Source organism: Paenibacillus sp. HWE-109 (assembly GCF_022163125.1).
GTDB lineage: Bacteria > Bacillota > Bacilli > Paenibacillales > NBRC-103111 > Paenibacillus_E.
Map to the genome: position 1 here is coordinate 988,345 of NZ_CP091881.1, position 16,942 is coordinate 1,005,286.

Genomic DNA, 16,942 nt, shown 5'->3' on the forward strand with positions numbered 1-16,942 from the left:
ATGGTGAAGCATCATTTGTTTTGGCCACTAACTTTTTTATGTGCATTATTAGTATTTAACTTAATCTACTCCCCTGATTTCTTTGCAATAAAAATGAGGGATGGACACCTTTATGGAAGTCTAATTGATATTTTAAACTTTGGATCACCACTAATGATTGTATCTATTGGCATGACGTTAGTTATTGCTGCTACCAAAGGAGTCGATCTCTCCGTAGGTTCAGTAGTTGCGATTTCAGGAGCCATTGCATGTCTTATGATTAGTCATGGTGATGGCAGCTTAGTAAGTGTTGTCATTGCAGCTGGTACCGCATTACTGACTTCGATTGTATTAGGTGTTTGGAATGGCTTCTTAGTTGCTAATATTGGGATGCAGCCGATTATCGCGACGCTAATCTTAATGGTTTCTGGGCGCGGTGTATCTCAATTAATAACGAGTGGACAAATTATTACCATTTCCAACCCGTACTATAAGTTCATTGGTGCAGGTTCCTTACTGACTCTTCCTTTCTCCATATTCATCGTGGCTATCGTATTCCTCATTGCTTATCTCTTAACTCGAAAAACTGCACTTGGTTTATTCATTGAATCCGTTGGTTGTAAACCAACGGCAAGTAAGCTTGCTGGCGTGAAATCAAAGACGGTTATGTTCTTCGTATACATGTTCTGCAGCTTATGCGCCGCAATTGCGGGTCTGATTCTAAGCTCGAATGTATCAAGCGCGGATGGAAATAATGCGGGATTATGGTACGAATTAGATGCGATCCTAGCTGTAGTTATTGGCGGAACAGCACTGACAGGCGGACGCTTTTACCTAGCAGGAACATTAGTTGGGGCGTTGATCATTCAGACGCTGACTACGACGATTTATATGATTGGTGTACCGCCAGAAATAACACTGGTTGTGAAAGCTTTCGTAGTTCTAATTGTTTGTTTAATTCAATCGGAGTCTTTCCGGAAATCAATTGCTTTCCGTTGGAAAACGCGCCATTATCCTGCGGAGAGGGAGGTCAAACAGCATGCTTAAGAAACAGCATATTCCCATTCTAGTGACCATTGGATTATTCATTCTCATGTTCGCTATCGGTTCTTTCAGATATACAGGATTCTTTTCCTTACAAGTGCTGATGAATCTACTAATTGATAATGCATTTTTATTAATAACTGCCGTTGGAATGACATTTGTTATCGTATCTGGAGGCATTGATTTATCGGTCGGCTCAGTCATTGCTTTAACCACGATGATCTCAGCTAGTTTAGTCCAAGCCGGCTGGCCGCCTGGCCTTGTCATACCAATGGTATTATTAATTGGAGCTTTATTTGGTTGGGGAATGGGGGCCATCATTCATTATTTCAAGATTGAACCCTTCATCGTGACATTATCAGGGATGTTCCTTGCAAGGGGATTGTGTTACATCATTAGCATTAATACAATTACGATCGATAATGCTTTCTATACAAGTGTGGCTCAAACGAAGATAAGATTACCTGGTGGCAACTTTGCTTCTATTAGTGTTATTATTGCCATATTGGTTGTGTTTCTAGGGTTTTATATTGCACATTACACACGTTTTGGCAGAAATACGTATGCATTAGGTGGAAGTGAGCAATCTTCCTTATTGATGGGATTACCCGTCGGACGTACCAAAATGTTAATCTATGCTTTCAGTGGTTTCTGCTCAGCACTAGCGGGTGTGGTCTTTACCTTCTACATGCTTTCCGGCTATGGCTTGCACGCAATGGGGATGGAATTGGATGCGATCGCAGCGGTTGTCATCGGTGGCACACTTCTCACCGGAGGCGTTGGATACATTGTAGGAACATTCTTCGGTGTCATGATTCAAGGTGTCATTCAAACGATTATTAGCTTTGAAGGAACTTTAAGTTCCTGGTGGACGAAGATTGTGATTGGCGTTTTGTTGTTTATGTTTATTATCTTACAACGTTTACTTAGTCAACGAAGCTGGGCGCAACGTAGATAAAGTTGAGGGAAGGGCATTAATTGACAAGTTTTGTCGAGTAATGCCCTTTTTTTGTTATATGTTCTGGAGTGAACGCTGCCGTTGCCCGGGCTGCTCGCGCCGAGATAAGGGAACTACAGTCCGCTATTCTAGCCAAAAGTGCCCATATCGCGGGGGTAAGGGAACTACAGTCCGCTATTTTGCTGGTTTCTGGGAAATTCAGCTCTTTTGGTGGAAATAAGACCCTGTAGTTCCGCTATTGCCCTAGCAACCCTGCTATTTGCCAAAATAGCGTCCTCTAGTTCCCTTAACAGGTTTTGTCGCTACTAAGAGGCTGATCTCTCAGGGCGGCGAAGCCGTTTTTCTTAGTTTTAACCTGATATCTATGTAAATGCCATTACTCGGAGGAACTTACATGCAAAAATTAAAAATCATGGTGCGTATGCTCTTTCAACTGCCAAGTCGATCTTTAGGCACAAAACTATTCCTCATCTTTTTTTGTTCCCTAGGTATCTCTGTTGCAGGTATGGGAGTATTTTCTTCAAATATCGCTGAAAACGCAATCATAGATCTAATGAAAAAAAGCTCACAGGACTTAGTCACAACTGCTGGTGAAAAATTAGATATGAAGCAACAGTTTTACGTAGATTTGTCGAATCAACTCATTAGTGATAGTACGTTTACTAAAAATTTATTTCAGATTTCTAATGCAGGGATAGGTAAGGCTGAGCTTCAACGAAGAACTTCCGAAATGAGAGATCTATTCGACCAGTTAGCGTTATCTGATCAGAGTATTCGGGATATCACACTCGTACCCATTCAAAATTCACTTGAAATCATTAGTACGGAACGAGAAGGGGTCAATCCAGAGCTAAGAACGGCTAATTGGATTCAAACTATTCGAAGTGCGAACGGTAAGCCTGTCTGGATGCCCATTGAAGAAAATGGGTATTTAGGCGATTCGCCCAAACCCCTCTTTGCTTACGGGAGATTACTGGGGAAAAATAATGTTGGCTCCGACGATTTCATCTTACTTGTTCAAATAGAAGCTAACGTATTACAATCGATGGTAAATGGCTTTAAACTTAGTGAAGGTGCTGAAACCCTTATTACAACGCAATCTGGTAAGATGATCTTGAGCAATAACAGGATGTCGAACCTTCATGATGTTTCTTTACCTGCGATTTCAACAGCTTCAGGTAGTTTCATAGATAAAAACACCAGCGGGTTGAAGAATTTGCTTGCTTATCGCCAATCTGCTGTCAGTAATTGGACCTTCATAGCGATTGCACCGTTAGATGAGTTAACCCATTCTGTTAGTAAAATTCGAAATATGACTTATTTATTTATGGGGTTGAACATTCTCGTCGCATTGGTGATTGGGTTTTGGATTGTATTTATGGTGGGTAAGCCCTTATCACACATGATGCGGTTTATGAGGCTCGCAGCCAGCGGTAATTTAACTGGAAGATTATCTGTCCATAAGAGAAAGGATGAAATTGGACAAGTAGAAATGGCCTACGACCAGATGATGGAGAATATCGGTGTTCTCATCCATAAATCCAGAGAAAGTGTAAACGAAGTAGCCGAATTTAGTCGGCGTATGACCCATGCAGCAGAGGTAACTGTAACGTCAGCAAGAGAGATACATGCAGCTGCAGATCAGATTGCGAATGGCGCCATTGATTTGGCTTCCAACGCGGAGGAAAGTACTTCACGTATGGAACAAATGGGTAGGTCCTTGTCGGATGTATTGTCGCTTCAACATAAAATGGCAAGTTCAGCTCATGAAGTAGATCATGTTTGTAGTGCGGGAGGAAGCTCGGTAACTGTTCTTTTACGCAAAGCTGAGGATACCGAAGCAAGCTTTCGAAACGTAGCACGGAAAGTTACCAGTCTTCAGGAATCGGCAGGTTCCGTTCGCTCCATTCTGAAATTATTGAAAGAGATTGCAAACTCCACGAAAGTATTGTCGCTAAATGCATCGATAGAGGCAACTAGAGCGGGAGCCGCAGGTGCAAGTTTCAAAGTCATTTCGAACGAAATACGTCAACTGGCAGAACGATCAAATGCCTCCATAGGTGAAGTGGGGCAATATACGGATATTATATTACAAGAGGTAGAATCCACAGTAGGATCGATATCGAATACACTTCCATTTTTTCAAGATTTGAATCAAGAGGTATATGGTGTATATAAATTATTTATGAGAATTCAAGTAGAAATGAATCAGTTAATAACTCGTTCATCAGATGTTTCAGCTTCCCTGGAGAAATTAAACGATGTACAAACGATACTTGGTCAAGCTATATTCGAAGTATCGGCCGTATCGCAACAATCATCAGCTTCAACAGAGCAAGTATCTTCACTTTGTTCAACGCAGTTAACAATTGGTGATCAATTGTTGGAACTCTCCGCTAGGCTGAATCTGATATCTGGCCAATTAGAGAGACAAATGTCTTACTTTCAGACGGAATAATTTTGTAGGGGGAACATGAATTTATGCATTTCAGTAAACTGAAAACGACGTTATTAGCGCTTACGAAACTTATCATGACAATGAGCATTCTATTGCTGTTCTTTGGCTGTGAGCAAGCTCAAGTGAAGGAGTCTGCGAATCATGTGGAGGAAGACAATCGTGTTGTTTCCATTGCGACTCCAATCAGAAAGGAACCCGTCTTAGGATTTTCACAACTAGGTTCAGAGAGTGAGTGGCGTATTGCCAATTCGTCTTCAATTAAAAATTCCGCAATCGAGTCAGATGTTAAACTAATATTTCAGAATGCAGAGCAATCGCAGGAAAAGCAAATAGAGGCCATTCGAGAGTTTGTCAAACAGAAAGTGGATGTCATCGCCATTGCTCCTGTTGTAGAAACGGGATGGGACTATATATTAAAAGAAGTTAAACAAGCAGGAATTCCAGTCATTATTATTGATCGGCTTGTCGATGTCACTGATCCATCGCTGTATGTGACACATATTGGTTCTGATTTTTATGAGGAAGGTCGGAAAGCAGGGAAGTACTTATTAGATAAACTTCCCAAATCGAATAAACCTATAGGCATTGTTGAATTAAAAGGTACGGAGGGATCAACCCCATCCATTGCTCGGGGTAAGGGATTCCGTGATGTCATTTCTTCACGTACTGATTTACAATTTTTGAAGAGTGAGAACGCGGATTTCACCGTTGCGAAAGGTAAAGAAGTAATGAAGAAGTTTCTGAAAGAAAAAGGAAGGGACATTCGTGTTTTATACTCCCATAACGATGATATGACGTTCGGTGCCCTAGAGGCGATTGAAGAATACGGGTTAGTTCCGGGCAAAGATATTGTAGTCATCACCGTAGATGGAACTCGGAAAGCGCTCGAGAAGATGAATGAAGGTAAAATTAATTTAGTCGTTGAGTGTAATCCGCTGCTGGGCCCTAATCTTATTCAAGCTGTGAAGGAAGTTCTGAAAGGCAGCACCTTGCCTAAACGAATTGTTACGCCAGAAAATGTGTTTACACAGGTAACTGCGGCGGGTGAGATTGCAACTAGAAGTTATTAGAGCAAAAAAAGGAATCGTTACATAAATTTTGTGTTGTTATTTTACAGTAAACGTATACTTTTCAACGATTAAATACGGGGGAGCATGCAGGAAGTCAATTCGTAGAAATCTTCACTTTTCTAATAAGAAATTACATTCTGAAATGATTGCGTTTAAGCTAAACTAATCACACAGTAATTATCACAGTACAGGAATTGGATAATTACAAATGACTGAAAGGAGTGTAAACAAATAGACTTAGACTTTTCAAAACTGACGATGGCTGTTTAAATGTGTGGGTACTGAATGCCGTACTATGTGGGTCCGGGGATGGGATATTATGCATTCTAAGGAGATTAACATGAGAAAAGGGACATTAACTTTCGTAGTATATTTCATTGCAGTGATGATAGTTGCTTGCTTCCCCCGAGCAGGATATGCAGAAGGGGATACCGTCTTCACGCTGAGCAAAAGTGTTGAAAGCGCTTTACTTAATCAAGAGCTTGAGGTTACGGTGAATGGAAACAACTTGCAAGACCTTTATGCTTATGAAGTACTGATTACATTCGATCCTGAGATCGTTGAGTTGGTCAAAGGGGAGTCCAAGCTGGAGGGTTTTTACATACCTCCGAAGGCAGATAACGGGAAAATGACGATAGCCTTTACACAGGTTGGGAAGAAGGCCGGAGTGCAAGGGAGAGTAGCCCTGAGTACCATCATCTTCAAAGGGAAGGCCCAGGGAAATGCCAATATTAAGCTGGTATCCGTGAAGGCTCTGAATTCGAGTCTTGCAGCAACTGTATACAGTTATGGAGCTTCCTTCGTGGATCTCCAAGGCTACGAGTGGGCAAATACGGAGATAGAAGCACTAGCATCTTCGGGAATCATCAAAGGAACGTCGGCTACTACCTTTAGCCCAGGGGACAATATTACCAGGGCAGACTTCATTTGCTTGCTGGTCAGAGCTTTACATCTTAATGCAGAAGTAGACAGCAATTTTAATGATATAGAACCGTCCGACTATTATTACCAAGAGGTAGGAATAGCCAGGAAACTTGGCATTGCTCAGGGAACGGGCGACAGCCAATTCGAGCCGAGACTAAGCATATCCAGACAGGATATGATGGTGGTGGCCGCACGAGCAATGAAAATAGCCGGAAAAATGCTGGACGAGTCCGTTTCAGACATAAGCAGCTTTAGTGATTCGAGTGAGGTAGCATCTTATGCAGCAGGCCCCTTGGCTCAATTGCTCAAGGTAGGAATCATTCAAGGCTACAATGGCATGATCAAGCCAAATGATACGGCGATAAGAGCAGAAGCAGCGGTTATTATACACAGGGTATTGAACAAGTAGATTAAAGATGGCGGCATCCGGAGTTGAGTCAAAGCTTAAATTAATTGAAAATTCAAATAATAAAACGGAGGTTGTTCTATGAAGAAATTGAAGAAAATGCTAGGAATGACAATGGCTTTAACTCTTGCATTCACATTAAGCCCAGTTATGGAGAAGCAGGCGGCAGCTTCGACGCTCACTCCAGCGCTGGCGAAAACACCTGGTAATAACAATCCGCTATTTTCGCAAAAATTTGGTGCGGATCCCTATGCAATGGTATATAACGGCAGAGTTTATGTCTACATGACCAATGATGTATTGGAGTACAATGCTGATGGGACAGTTAAGGATAATGGATACGGTAAGATTAATAAGATTACGGTTGTTTCGTCCGATGATATGGTGAACTGGACAGACCACGGGGAAATCCCTGTAGCAGGGCCGCAAGGTGCGGCCAAATGGGCAAACAACTCCTGGGCACCGGCGGCTGCACATAAAACGATTGATGGCAAGGAGAAGTTCTTCCTTTATTTTGCGGATAATGGAAGCGGCATTGGTGTGCTCACAGCGGATAGTCCGATCGGCCCATTTACAGATCCTATTGGCAAACAATTGGTAAGCAGAAGTACTCCTGGGGCTAGTGATGTTACATGGCTTTTTGACCCAGCGGTACTGGTTGACGATGATGGAAGCGGTTACTTGTATTTCGGCGGCGGTATTCCAGCCGGAAAAGATGCTGACCCGGGAACCGCACGTGTTGCAAAGCTTGGTGCGGATATGATCAGTTTGGATTTGAGTGTAAGCGGCGGAACTCTTGGACGCATCAATCCACCGTGGTTGTTTGAGGATTCAGGTATCCACAAATACAACGGGAAATACTATTACTCCTATTGTACGAACTTCTCTAGCGGACATCCATCGGATATACCTACAGGGGCTATTGGTTATATGGTAAGCGACAACCCAATGGGACCATTTACCTTTGTCAAAACAATACTGCCAAACCCTGCTACGTTCTTTGGTGTTGGGGGTAACAACCACCATGCGATTTTTGAATTCAACAACCAGTGGTATGTTACCTACCATGCACAGACCGTAGCAAAGGCAATGGCTGAAAGCGGTATGTATCCACAAATGGGTGGGCAACCGCATGGATACCGTAATACAAACATCAATAAGGTAAGTTTTGATGCAAACGGAGTTATTAATCCTATTACTGGCGATTACGCAGGTGTTCCACAGCTCCAAAATATGAATCCTTATACAAGGGTTGAGGCCGAAACCATCGGTTGGAATGGCGGAATATCCACTGAAACTACTACACAACCAGGAGGCATGGTAAGCAGTGTAAATCTGGCTGTCAGCAGCATCAATGATGGGGACTGGACTGCGGTATCCAAAGTTGATTTTGGAGCTGCAGGCGCAGGAACATTCAAAGCTAATGTTGCAAGTGGTTCGGGCGGCGGAAACATTGAGCTTCATCTTGACAGTGCTGCTGGCCCATTGATCGGGACACTTCCCATTTCCAACACAGGCGGAGACGATGTTTGGAAGACAAAAACAACAAGTGTTTCTGGTGCTGCAGGAGTCCATAATGTATATATGGTATACACGGGAGCATCAGCGGGCAATCTCTTCAAGGTAGATTCTTGGCAATTCGAGCAAAAGACAGCTGCTCATGATCTAGTTGCAATCAACGCATCCATTGATAAACAAAAGATTGATATTGTTTCCGGAACCAATCAGGCTAACATGAAGGTTTCCGCCATATATGCCGATGGAACAAGTGCAGATGTTACTGCTCAGGCTGTTGCGACACCGGCACAAAGCAGTATTGTAAGCGCGAACAAAGGAGTTGTCACTGGGGTGGGCTATGGCTCCACAAGCATTGACGTAAGCTATGGCGGAAAAACAGATACACTTCATATGCTTGTAAAAGACTTGAACAGCGAACTGACGGTGAAGAAGATTACCATTGACAATGGTTCAGTTGCGCTGGATTCTGGCAAAACGGCAACATTTAAAGTAACAGCAGAATATGTTGACGGACACACGGAAGATGTAACCAAAACAGCAACGTATACCAATTCAAGTCCTGCTGTTGCAGAAGTTGCGGGCGGTACTATAACGGCTAAAGCAAGCGGAACAGCCAATGTTACTGTAAGTTTTAAGGGAGCATTAGGCGCTGCTGCAACATCGCAAATTAGTGTACTTGTCAATACCCCTGCCGTAGTGGCCATAGAGGCCGAGACAGCAGCAGAAAACACAGCCAATGCCTATGTTAATGGCACCATAAGTGGTCATACCTGGTCGCTTGTAGACGGACAGACCACGAAAGCGATGTTTTTCGGGCCTAATACGGCGTTCACAGCGTCAGGTACGGATGCAGCTTCACTTGCAGCCAATTCCAGACTTGGATATAAAGTCAACTTTCCAACTTCAGGAACCTATAATGTTTGGATACTTGTCAAGACGCTTGGCTACGATTCGGACTCCGTCCACGTTGGATTAGATAATCAGTATAAATTCACTACTAACGGTATTGAGGGACTTACTCTTGGTACTCAGTATAAATGGGCGAATATCAGTGGTTCTAGCGGCGGTATGTTTGGCGGAGCTACTTTGAATGTTACCGCTGGCGTACATGAATTGAACTTCTGGGGAAGAGAAGACGGACTTGCAATTGACAGAATCTATCTAACCACAAGCAATGCAACGACAGATCCTGTTTGGCCGCAGCTGCTTGTACCTACAGCCGCCATTTCAGCAGACAGCAATGTGCAGCCTGGAAGCAGCTTTACAGTGGCCGTTAGCGCGGACAATGTGACACAAAGTGTTTATGCCCAGGACATCACCTTGTCTTATGATTCCAACGTATTTGACTATGTGAGCGCGGCAGGTGCCAATAACAACATCCAGATCATGACAGAGGACAAAGCTACTGCCGGAAAAGTTAGATTCATAACCGCCAGTACCGGAGTTGGGATATCTGGAGTCAGTACTCCGGTGCTGAATCTAACCTTCAAGGTAAAAACCGGTGTTCAGAATACCAACGGAACGATTGCAGCTACACAGGCAAAGTTTGGTGTGGCTCCGGAAGGAACCGTGATTGAGGCGGCTCTTGGCAGTAAGAGCATTTCAGTAGGCGCTATTGTAGTGGTTGTTGATAAGACAGCTTTGGCAACAGCGATTACGGATGCACAGAGCCTGTATGACGGTGCAGTCGTAGGAACAGCGGCTGGTCAATACCCGCAAGCAGCCAAGGATGCATTCGGTGCAGCCCTTACTGCAGCCAAAGCTGTAAGAGACAGTGCAAGTGCGACACAGTCCCAGGTTGACAGTAACGTAACGCTACTTGGCAGTGCAGTTGCTGCCTTCAAGGCAGCCGTAATTAAATCTGCAGACCTCAATAATGATGGAAGCATCGATGTAGGTGACCTTGCCATAGTAGCTTACAATTACGGTAAGGACTCCTATAGCACAGACTGGTCAACTGCCAAGAAAGCTGATATGAACAACGATAATAAGATCGACATTTTTGATCTTGCGTATGTAGCATCCAAGATTTTCGAATAAATGACCCACTATTAAAACTAATAAACGGGCGATGGGAGACGGTTGTCTCCCATTCGTTCCTTATCAATGAGGGATCGTGAACATGAAACATAAATTTCATTTTTTCTTCCTAGCTATAATGCTCATTGCCACAGTAGTTCCATTGTCGGCAGCAGCACAAGTAGCAGATGAATTTGTATTGCGTTCTTCGGCCGCTAGCGTCGAGATAGGAGACAACGTTACGATTACCATTGCAGGCGAAGCACTTACAGACTTGTATGCCGCACAGATGGAATTAACGTATGATGAACAGCTGGAGTATACTGGCTACACCAGCAGCCTGAGTAAACTAGCTTACCAAGATTACAATGCTTACGTACCTGAGCCTAAAGTACATGCTAATAAAATAAAGCTGTTATTCACTTTAACAGGAAACATGCCAGCACTAGAAGGCAAAAAGGATATATTTACCCTTTCTTTTAAAGCTTCCAAAGTAGGGACACCTTCCGTTTCCTTAAGTTCTTTGATAACTATCAACAGTAACCGGGTTGAAACTAACGGGAAGATGGGCAAGGGAATTACATTGTCGGTTAATAATTCGAACTCTGGAACTGATCCCGGCACTGATCCTGGCTCCAATCCTGGTTCCCAAGGGTCGGGAAATCCGTCAACGCCGAGTACCTCAGGTACATCTATATTGTTAATTGACGCATTCAATGCTACCAATGGTGTTGCTTCTATTGATGTAGAGTCAAAAGCTCTTCTTGAAGCGGGCAAAAATTCCAAAGATGGATCGGTAACGATTAAAGTCAACTCAGGTTCTGACGTTAAGGAACTTCAATTGAATTTGCCGGCAATGTATTTTCAGCAGCTCCGTTCAGAATCGGGTGACGTCAAGACGCTAAGGGTTGAGACGGAGCTTGCTACAGTTTCCATTAATCGAGCCGTTCTTGATACAAGGACCCTGTCGGATAGATCTAATTTGCAATTAAGTATTGCAAAGGCAGACACTTCTAACCTTTCGCAGAATATAAGAGACGAAATCGGAAATTCTGTTGTGTACGATTTTAATCTGAGTTTAGATGGCAGCAAAATCACAAACTTTATCAAGAACAGTGTCATCGTAGAATTACCTTATAAATTGGGACCTAATGAAAATCCTTATCAGGTGGTCATCTACTATATTACAGAGGATGGAAAACTGGAAATAGTCAGGAATGGTAAATACAATACCGATACAGGTAGAGTACAATTTCTGCCTACGCACTTCAGCAAGTACACGGCTAACCATGTTCAGGTTTCCTTTGGTGACATGAAGGGGTATACATGGGCAAACGAGGGTGTTCTTGGCTTAGCAGCTCGTGAAGTAGTGAACGGTAGAAGTGAGGGCCATTATATGCCGGCTGGGGAGGTAACAAGAGCAGAGTTCGTTAAGATGTTGATTCAACTCTTCGATCTAGCAGATACTTCAGCAACTGCAGCCTTCACAGATGTTGACGCGGGTGCATGGTACTACAATTCCATAGCCTCAGCACAGAAGATCGGCCTCATTCAAGGCAAAGATGACGGCAGCTTCGGTGTGAACGACCAGATCAGTCGTGAAGATATGGCGGTGCTTATTTATCGGGCTTCCAAGATTATTAGTTCTACGACTGCACAAGCAAGTGGTACAACTTCAAACTTCCTTGATGGGGATCAAATCTCTACATACGCCAAGGATGCTGTTTGGGCTGCAACACAGGCAGGCTTAATGGACGGAGTGGCAGAGGGCTATTTTGATCCGAAAGGAAAATCGACAAGAGCACAAGCTGCTACGGTCATCTACAGACTCTATCAAGAATTGATTTAATGAAGGGAAGAGATAAATGGGAAAAGGAAGGGTTGACTCAAGAGCTGCTTTAAAAGTTTCTCTCTGTCTTAGTCTGATAGTAACATCTATGCTTAGTTTTCATAAGAGTTCCCATGCCGCATCCATCCCAACGGTTAATATTGATTATAATATTGAAAAGCAGGAAATCGACGGCTTTGGTGCATCCAACGCCTGGTCGACAGGGATTGTACAAAATCTCGCAAACCTACCACAGAAGGAAATACTCGATGCGCTTTTTAGTACTTCGAATGGCGCAGGACTTAGTATGGTAAGAAACAGGCTTCCTTATGACATCGTATCAGAATCAGGCACATGGAATTGGAATAATTGGGACATTAATGGTACAACCTGGCTTTTTAATAAAATAAAAACGGATTATAACGTAACCAAATTTTTCACTACTCCCTGGACGCCTCCACCGTTTATGAAGACTGGCAGCACAGGAACCAACGGAGAGATCGGTGGCAAGCTCAGAACTGATAAATATCAGGCATATGCTGATTTCTTAGCTGACTATGTGACTGGATTTAAGACCAATAAGGGAATCGATATCTCAGCTGTATCTATACAAAATGAGCCAAACTGGGCACCGAATTATGAATCTAGCAGTTGGACAGCGGATGATTTTCATAATTTTGTAAAGGGCTATCTCAAACCTACTTTTGCACAAAAAGGTGTGACTGCGAAGCTTATTATGCCAGAGGGGTTAAATTTCAGTGAAGATCTGGCTGTTCCAACATTGAATGATGCGGGTAGCAGGGATCGCGTAGACATTGTTGGTGTACACCAATATGCCGTAAATCAGCAGGATCCCAATCTTGGCGCGAAGTGGCTGACGCAGACAAAGCTTTATAATAAAAAATTATGGGTGACAGAAGCATCTGTAGGTGAACCCAATGATCCAAGCATAAATGACGGTATCTATTGGGCGAAAATGATCCATAAGGATATGACGGTAGCAGAAGTAAATGCATTTAACTACTGGTGGCTTTGGAATAACACAAAAGACAGTGCAAATTCTGTTGGAGATAAAGGCGCACTGATTACATTTCATACGGACGATAATGGTGCTGTCAAAAGTTACGATTTGAATAAAAGATTGTACACGCTTGGTCAATACAGCAGATTTATCAGGCCGGGTTATAAAAGAGTCAATTCGGATGTAACCCCAGCAACGGGTGTATATACAACAGCGTATAAAGACCCTTCGAATGGAAAGTTAGTTATTACAGCTATAAATGACACTAACACGGACACTGCATTAACGTTCAACGTAAATGGTAAAACTGTAAAATCGTTTACTACTTACAGAACTTCGTCTAGTGAGAATATTGCAAATTTAGGCGATACCACTGTAAATGGAAACTCACTTCAAGCCACGCTTAAGGGAAAAAGTGTTACAACTTTCTATGCAGACGTTTATACACCGATTGCCAAGAACCCAATCATATGGGCGGATGTACCGGATGTTGATGTGATCAGAGTAAATGATACTTATTATATGACCAGTACTACCATGCACGTGAATCCTGGCGTACCTATCATGAAGTCCAAGGATCTCGTAAATTGGGAAATCGTCAATTATGTGTATGATATTCTTGCGTCTACGGATAAACAAACGCTTTCGAATGGGCAGAACATATACGGGCAAGGCTCATGGGCAAGCAGCATAAGATACAATAATGGCAAGTTTTATGTCGTATTTGCTTCCAATGATACGGGGAAAACGTTTATCTTTCAAACCACTGACATAGAAAAGGGCACATGGGAAAAGTATGAGCTTGCCGGTGGTGTTTATCATGATATGTCATTGCTGTTTGATGATGACGGACGTGTATATCTGGTATATGGCGGCGGATCCATTAAGATTATTGAACTTACTTCAGATGCCACAGCGATCAAAGCAGGCGGAATGAATAAAACAATCATTCAAAATGCGAGCGCTCCCGGAGGCTCTGGTGGTCTTGGAGCTGAAGGCTCGCACATTCATAAAATTAACGGTAAATATTACATCTTCAATATATCATGGCCATCAGGAAGCATTCGTACTGAATTAGTACACAGGGCTGATACAATAGATGGCACTTATGAAGGAAAGATTGCTTTAAGATCGGGTAGTACTTCCAACAGTGCCGGTGTCGCACAGGGGGGGATTGTTCAAGCATCTGACGGAAAATGGTACGGCATGTTGTTTCAGGATTATGGGTCCGTAGGACGTATACCTTACATTGTGCCGATGACTTGGAGTCAGGATGGATGGCCTGTTTTCGGGGATGTCAATGACACTGGGATTCCTGCTGATCTGTCAAAATCCTGGGTTTCATCAGATAACTTCGATCAGAGAACAGAGAAAGTTGGAGCTTATCATACAGAGGTAGCAGGCGGAGAAAATGACTACAATGGATCCAATCTCTCTCTCGTATGGCAGTGGAACCATAATCCTGATCATAGATTCTGGTCTCTTACCAATCGGTCAGGGTATCTAAGACTCACTACCGGAAGAACGAGCACTAACATTCTTGATGCCAGAAATACGCTTACTCAAAGAACCTTCGGACCGGAAAGTTCAGGAACCATTGCTATCGATGTTAGCCATATGAAAGACGGGGATTATGCAGGAATTGCCGCCTTCCAACAGAACTACGGGTTTGTCGGTATTAAAATGTCCGGCACTACAAAGTCCGTTGTTATGGTGAATGGAAGTTCAGGTTCAGCAGTGGAAGTAGCAAGTGTCCCCCTTACTCAGAACACCGTATATCTAAAGACTGAGTTGGACTTTAAGAATAGGACAGATAAAGCAAAGTTTTATTACAGTCTTGACGGTGAGCGTTGGGCATCCATAGGAAATACACTTCAAATGTCATATACACTACCGCATTTTATGGGCTACCGATTTGCCTTATTCAATTATTCAACAAAAACAGCAGGTGGTTACGTTGACTTCGACGATTTCAAATTAGATGACAAGTTGGTTGGTTCAAGCTTTGATACGAATTTGAAGTCACTCCAGGTAAACGATACACAAGTGAATGGGTTTAGTCCAAGTGCTTATACCTATTCTCTAGATGTTCCTGCAGGATCGGTTCCGCCGCAAGTGACTGCTGCTTCAAATGATCCTGGCGCGAGTGTTGCGATTATACAAGCATCGGCTGTACCTGGAAAGGCCACGGTAACTGTAAGCAGGGAAGGCTTACAAGCTACGGTATATACCATTAATTTTAATACACCAGCCATCGTGGCCGTTGAAGCAGAAGCTGCAGCAGCAAACTCAGCCGATGCCTATGTATTTGGCAACGCAAATGGCCATACCTGGTCGCTTGTGGACGGATTGTCCACGAAAGCTATGCAATTTAGTCCAGATGATGGTATTGCCGTCACACCAGGTACTGATGCTGCCAGCCTCGCTGCTGGTTCCCGACTGAATTACAAGATCAACTTTACGACTGCAGGAACCTACTATGTCTGGATACTTGCCAAGAGTCATAGTTTCCAAACAGACTCCGTCCACGTTGGATTGGATAATACGTATAAATTCACTTCCAACGGTATTCAGAACGTGAGTAACAGTCAGTTTAAATGGGTCAATCTCAGTAATGGGGGGACACTTGTAACTGGTGGCACTCCATTGAATATTACCGCTGGTGTGCATGAATTGAACTTATGGGGAAGGGAATCTGGCTTAATCATAGACCGGATATATGTAACCACAAGCGATGCAACGACAGATCCTGTGTGGCCTCAGTTACAAGTACCTGCAGCTGCCATTTCAGCAGACAGCAGTGTGAAACCTGGAAGCAGCTTTACAGTGGCAGTTAGCCTGAACAACGTGACACAAAGTGTTTATGCCCAGGATATCACCCTGTCTTATGATTCCACCGTATTTGATTATGTGAGTGCGGCAGGTGCCAACAACAACATCCAGATCGTGGCAGAGGACAAAGCCGCTGCCGGGAAAGTTAGGCTCATTACCGCCAATACTGGAGGGGGAATATCTGGAGCCAGTACGCCGGTTCTAAATCTAACCTTCAAGGTAAAGGCCGGTGTTCAGAGTACCAGTGGAACCATTGCAGCTACCCAAGCAAAGCTTGGTGTGGCTCCAGAGGGAACTGTCATTCAGGCGGTACTTGGCAGTAAGAGCATTTCAGTCGGAAATATTGAAGTGGTTGTAGATAAGACAGCGTTGACAATAGCTATTACGAATGCACAGAACCATTATGGCGCAGCGGTCGTTGGTACAACGGAGGGTCAATACCCGCAGGCAGCCAAGGATGCATTCGGTGCAGCTATCAATGCAGCTAATGCTGTAAAAGTCAACCAAAGTGCAACACAGTCCCAGGTTGATAATAGCGTAACGCTACTTGGCGGTGCAGTTGATGCTTTCAAGGCAGCCGTGATTAAATCTGCAGATCTCAACAAGGATGGAAGTATCAATGTAGGTGACCTTGCGATGGTTGCTTACTATTACGGTAAGAATTCCAATAGCACAGACTGGGCGGCAGCCAAGATTGCCGATATGAACAACGATAATAAGATCGATATTAGTGATCTTGCGTATGTGGCGTCCAAGATACTTCAATAATAACTGAATGCTAATTATGCCCTATCCCGATAGAAATTTTCCTAGGGATAGGGCATAGTCGGTTTTGTCGATTTTTATTGGAATTTACGAAGTCAATTCATAGAAATCTTCACTTTT

8 protein-coding genes are annotated in these 16,942 nt (G+C 43.4%); all 8 read left to right on the forward strand.

Annotation, left to right across the window (positions count from 1 at the left end; genetic code table 11):
• Window positions 1-1,026 (forward strand): ABC transporter permease, encoded by a 1,026-nt coding sequence (locus tag LOZ80_RS04235; protein ID WP_283214738.1) that lies wholly within the window; start codon window positions 1-3, stop codon window positions 1,024-1,026.
• Complete coding sequence (yjfF, locus tag LOZ80_RS04240) at window positions 1,019-1,981, forward strand: galactofuranose ABC transporter, permease protein YjfF (RefSeq protein ID WP_238170248.1); 963 nt, start codon at window positions 1,019-1,021, stop codon at window positions 1,979-1,981. The genes LOZ80_RS04235 and yjfF overlap by 8 nt, the downstream gene beginning before the upstream one ends.
• A 394-nt stretch (window positions 1,982-2,375) precedes the next feature.
• Window positions 2,376-4,439: a methyl-accepting chemotaxis protein gene (locus tag LOZ80_RS04245; RefSeq protein WP_238170249.1), complete on the forward strand. Its 2,064-nt coding sequence runs from the start codon at window positions 2,376-2,378 to the stop codon at window positions 4,437-4,439.
• A gap of 23 nt (window positions 4,440-4,462) precedes the next feature.
• Window positions 4,463-5,509, forward strand: a complete 1,047-nt coding sequence (locus LOZ80_RS04250) for an ABC transporter substrate-binding protein (protein WP_238170250.1) — start codon at window positions 4,463-4,465, stop codon at window positions 5,507-5,509.
• Window positions 5,510-5,849: 340 nt separating this feature from the next.
• Window positions 5,850-6,842 (forward strand): S-layer homology domain-containing protein, encoded by a 993-nt coding sequence (locus LOZ80_RS04255; RefSeq protein ID WP_238170251.1) that lies wholly within the window; start codon window positions 5,850-5,852, stop codon window positions 6,840-6,842.
• Window positions 6,843-6,920: 78 nt separating this feature from the next.
• Window positions 6,921-10,397, forward strand: coding sequence for a carbohydrate-binding protein (locus LOZ80_RS39125; RefSeq protein WP_283214739.1), 3,477 nt, complete (start codon window positions 6,921-6,923; stop codon window positions 10,395-10,397).
• A gap of 82 nt (window positions 10,398-10,479) precedes the next feature.
• Window positions 10,480-12,225, forward strand: a complete 1,746-nt coding sequence (locus LOZ80_RS04270) for an S-layer homology domain-containing protein (RefSeq protein WP_238170252.1) — start codon at window positions 10,480-10,482, stop codon at window positions 12,223-12,225.
• A gap of 88 nt (window positions 12,226-12,313) precedes the next feature.
• The gene (locus LOZ80_RS04275) at window positions 12,314-16,825 is read left to right on the forward strand and encodes a family 43 glycosylhydrolase (RefSeq protein WP_238170253.1); all 4,512 of its coding nucleotides are present in this window, start codon (window positions 12,314-12,316) and stop codon (window positions 16,823-16,825) included.
• Window positions 16,826-16,942 lie beyond the last annotated feature (117 nt).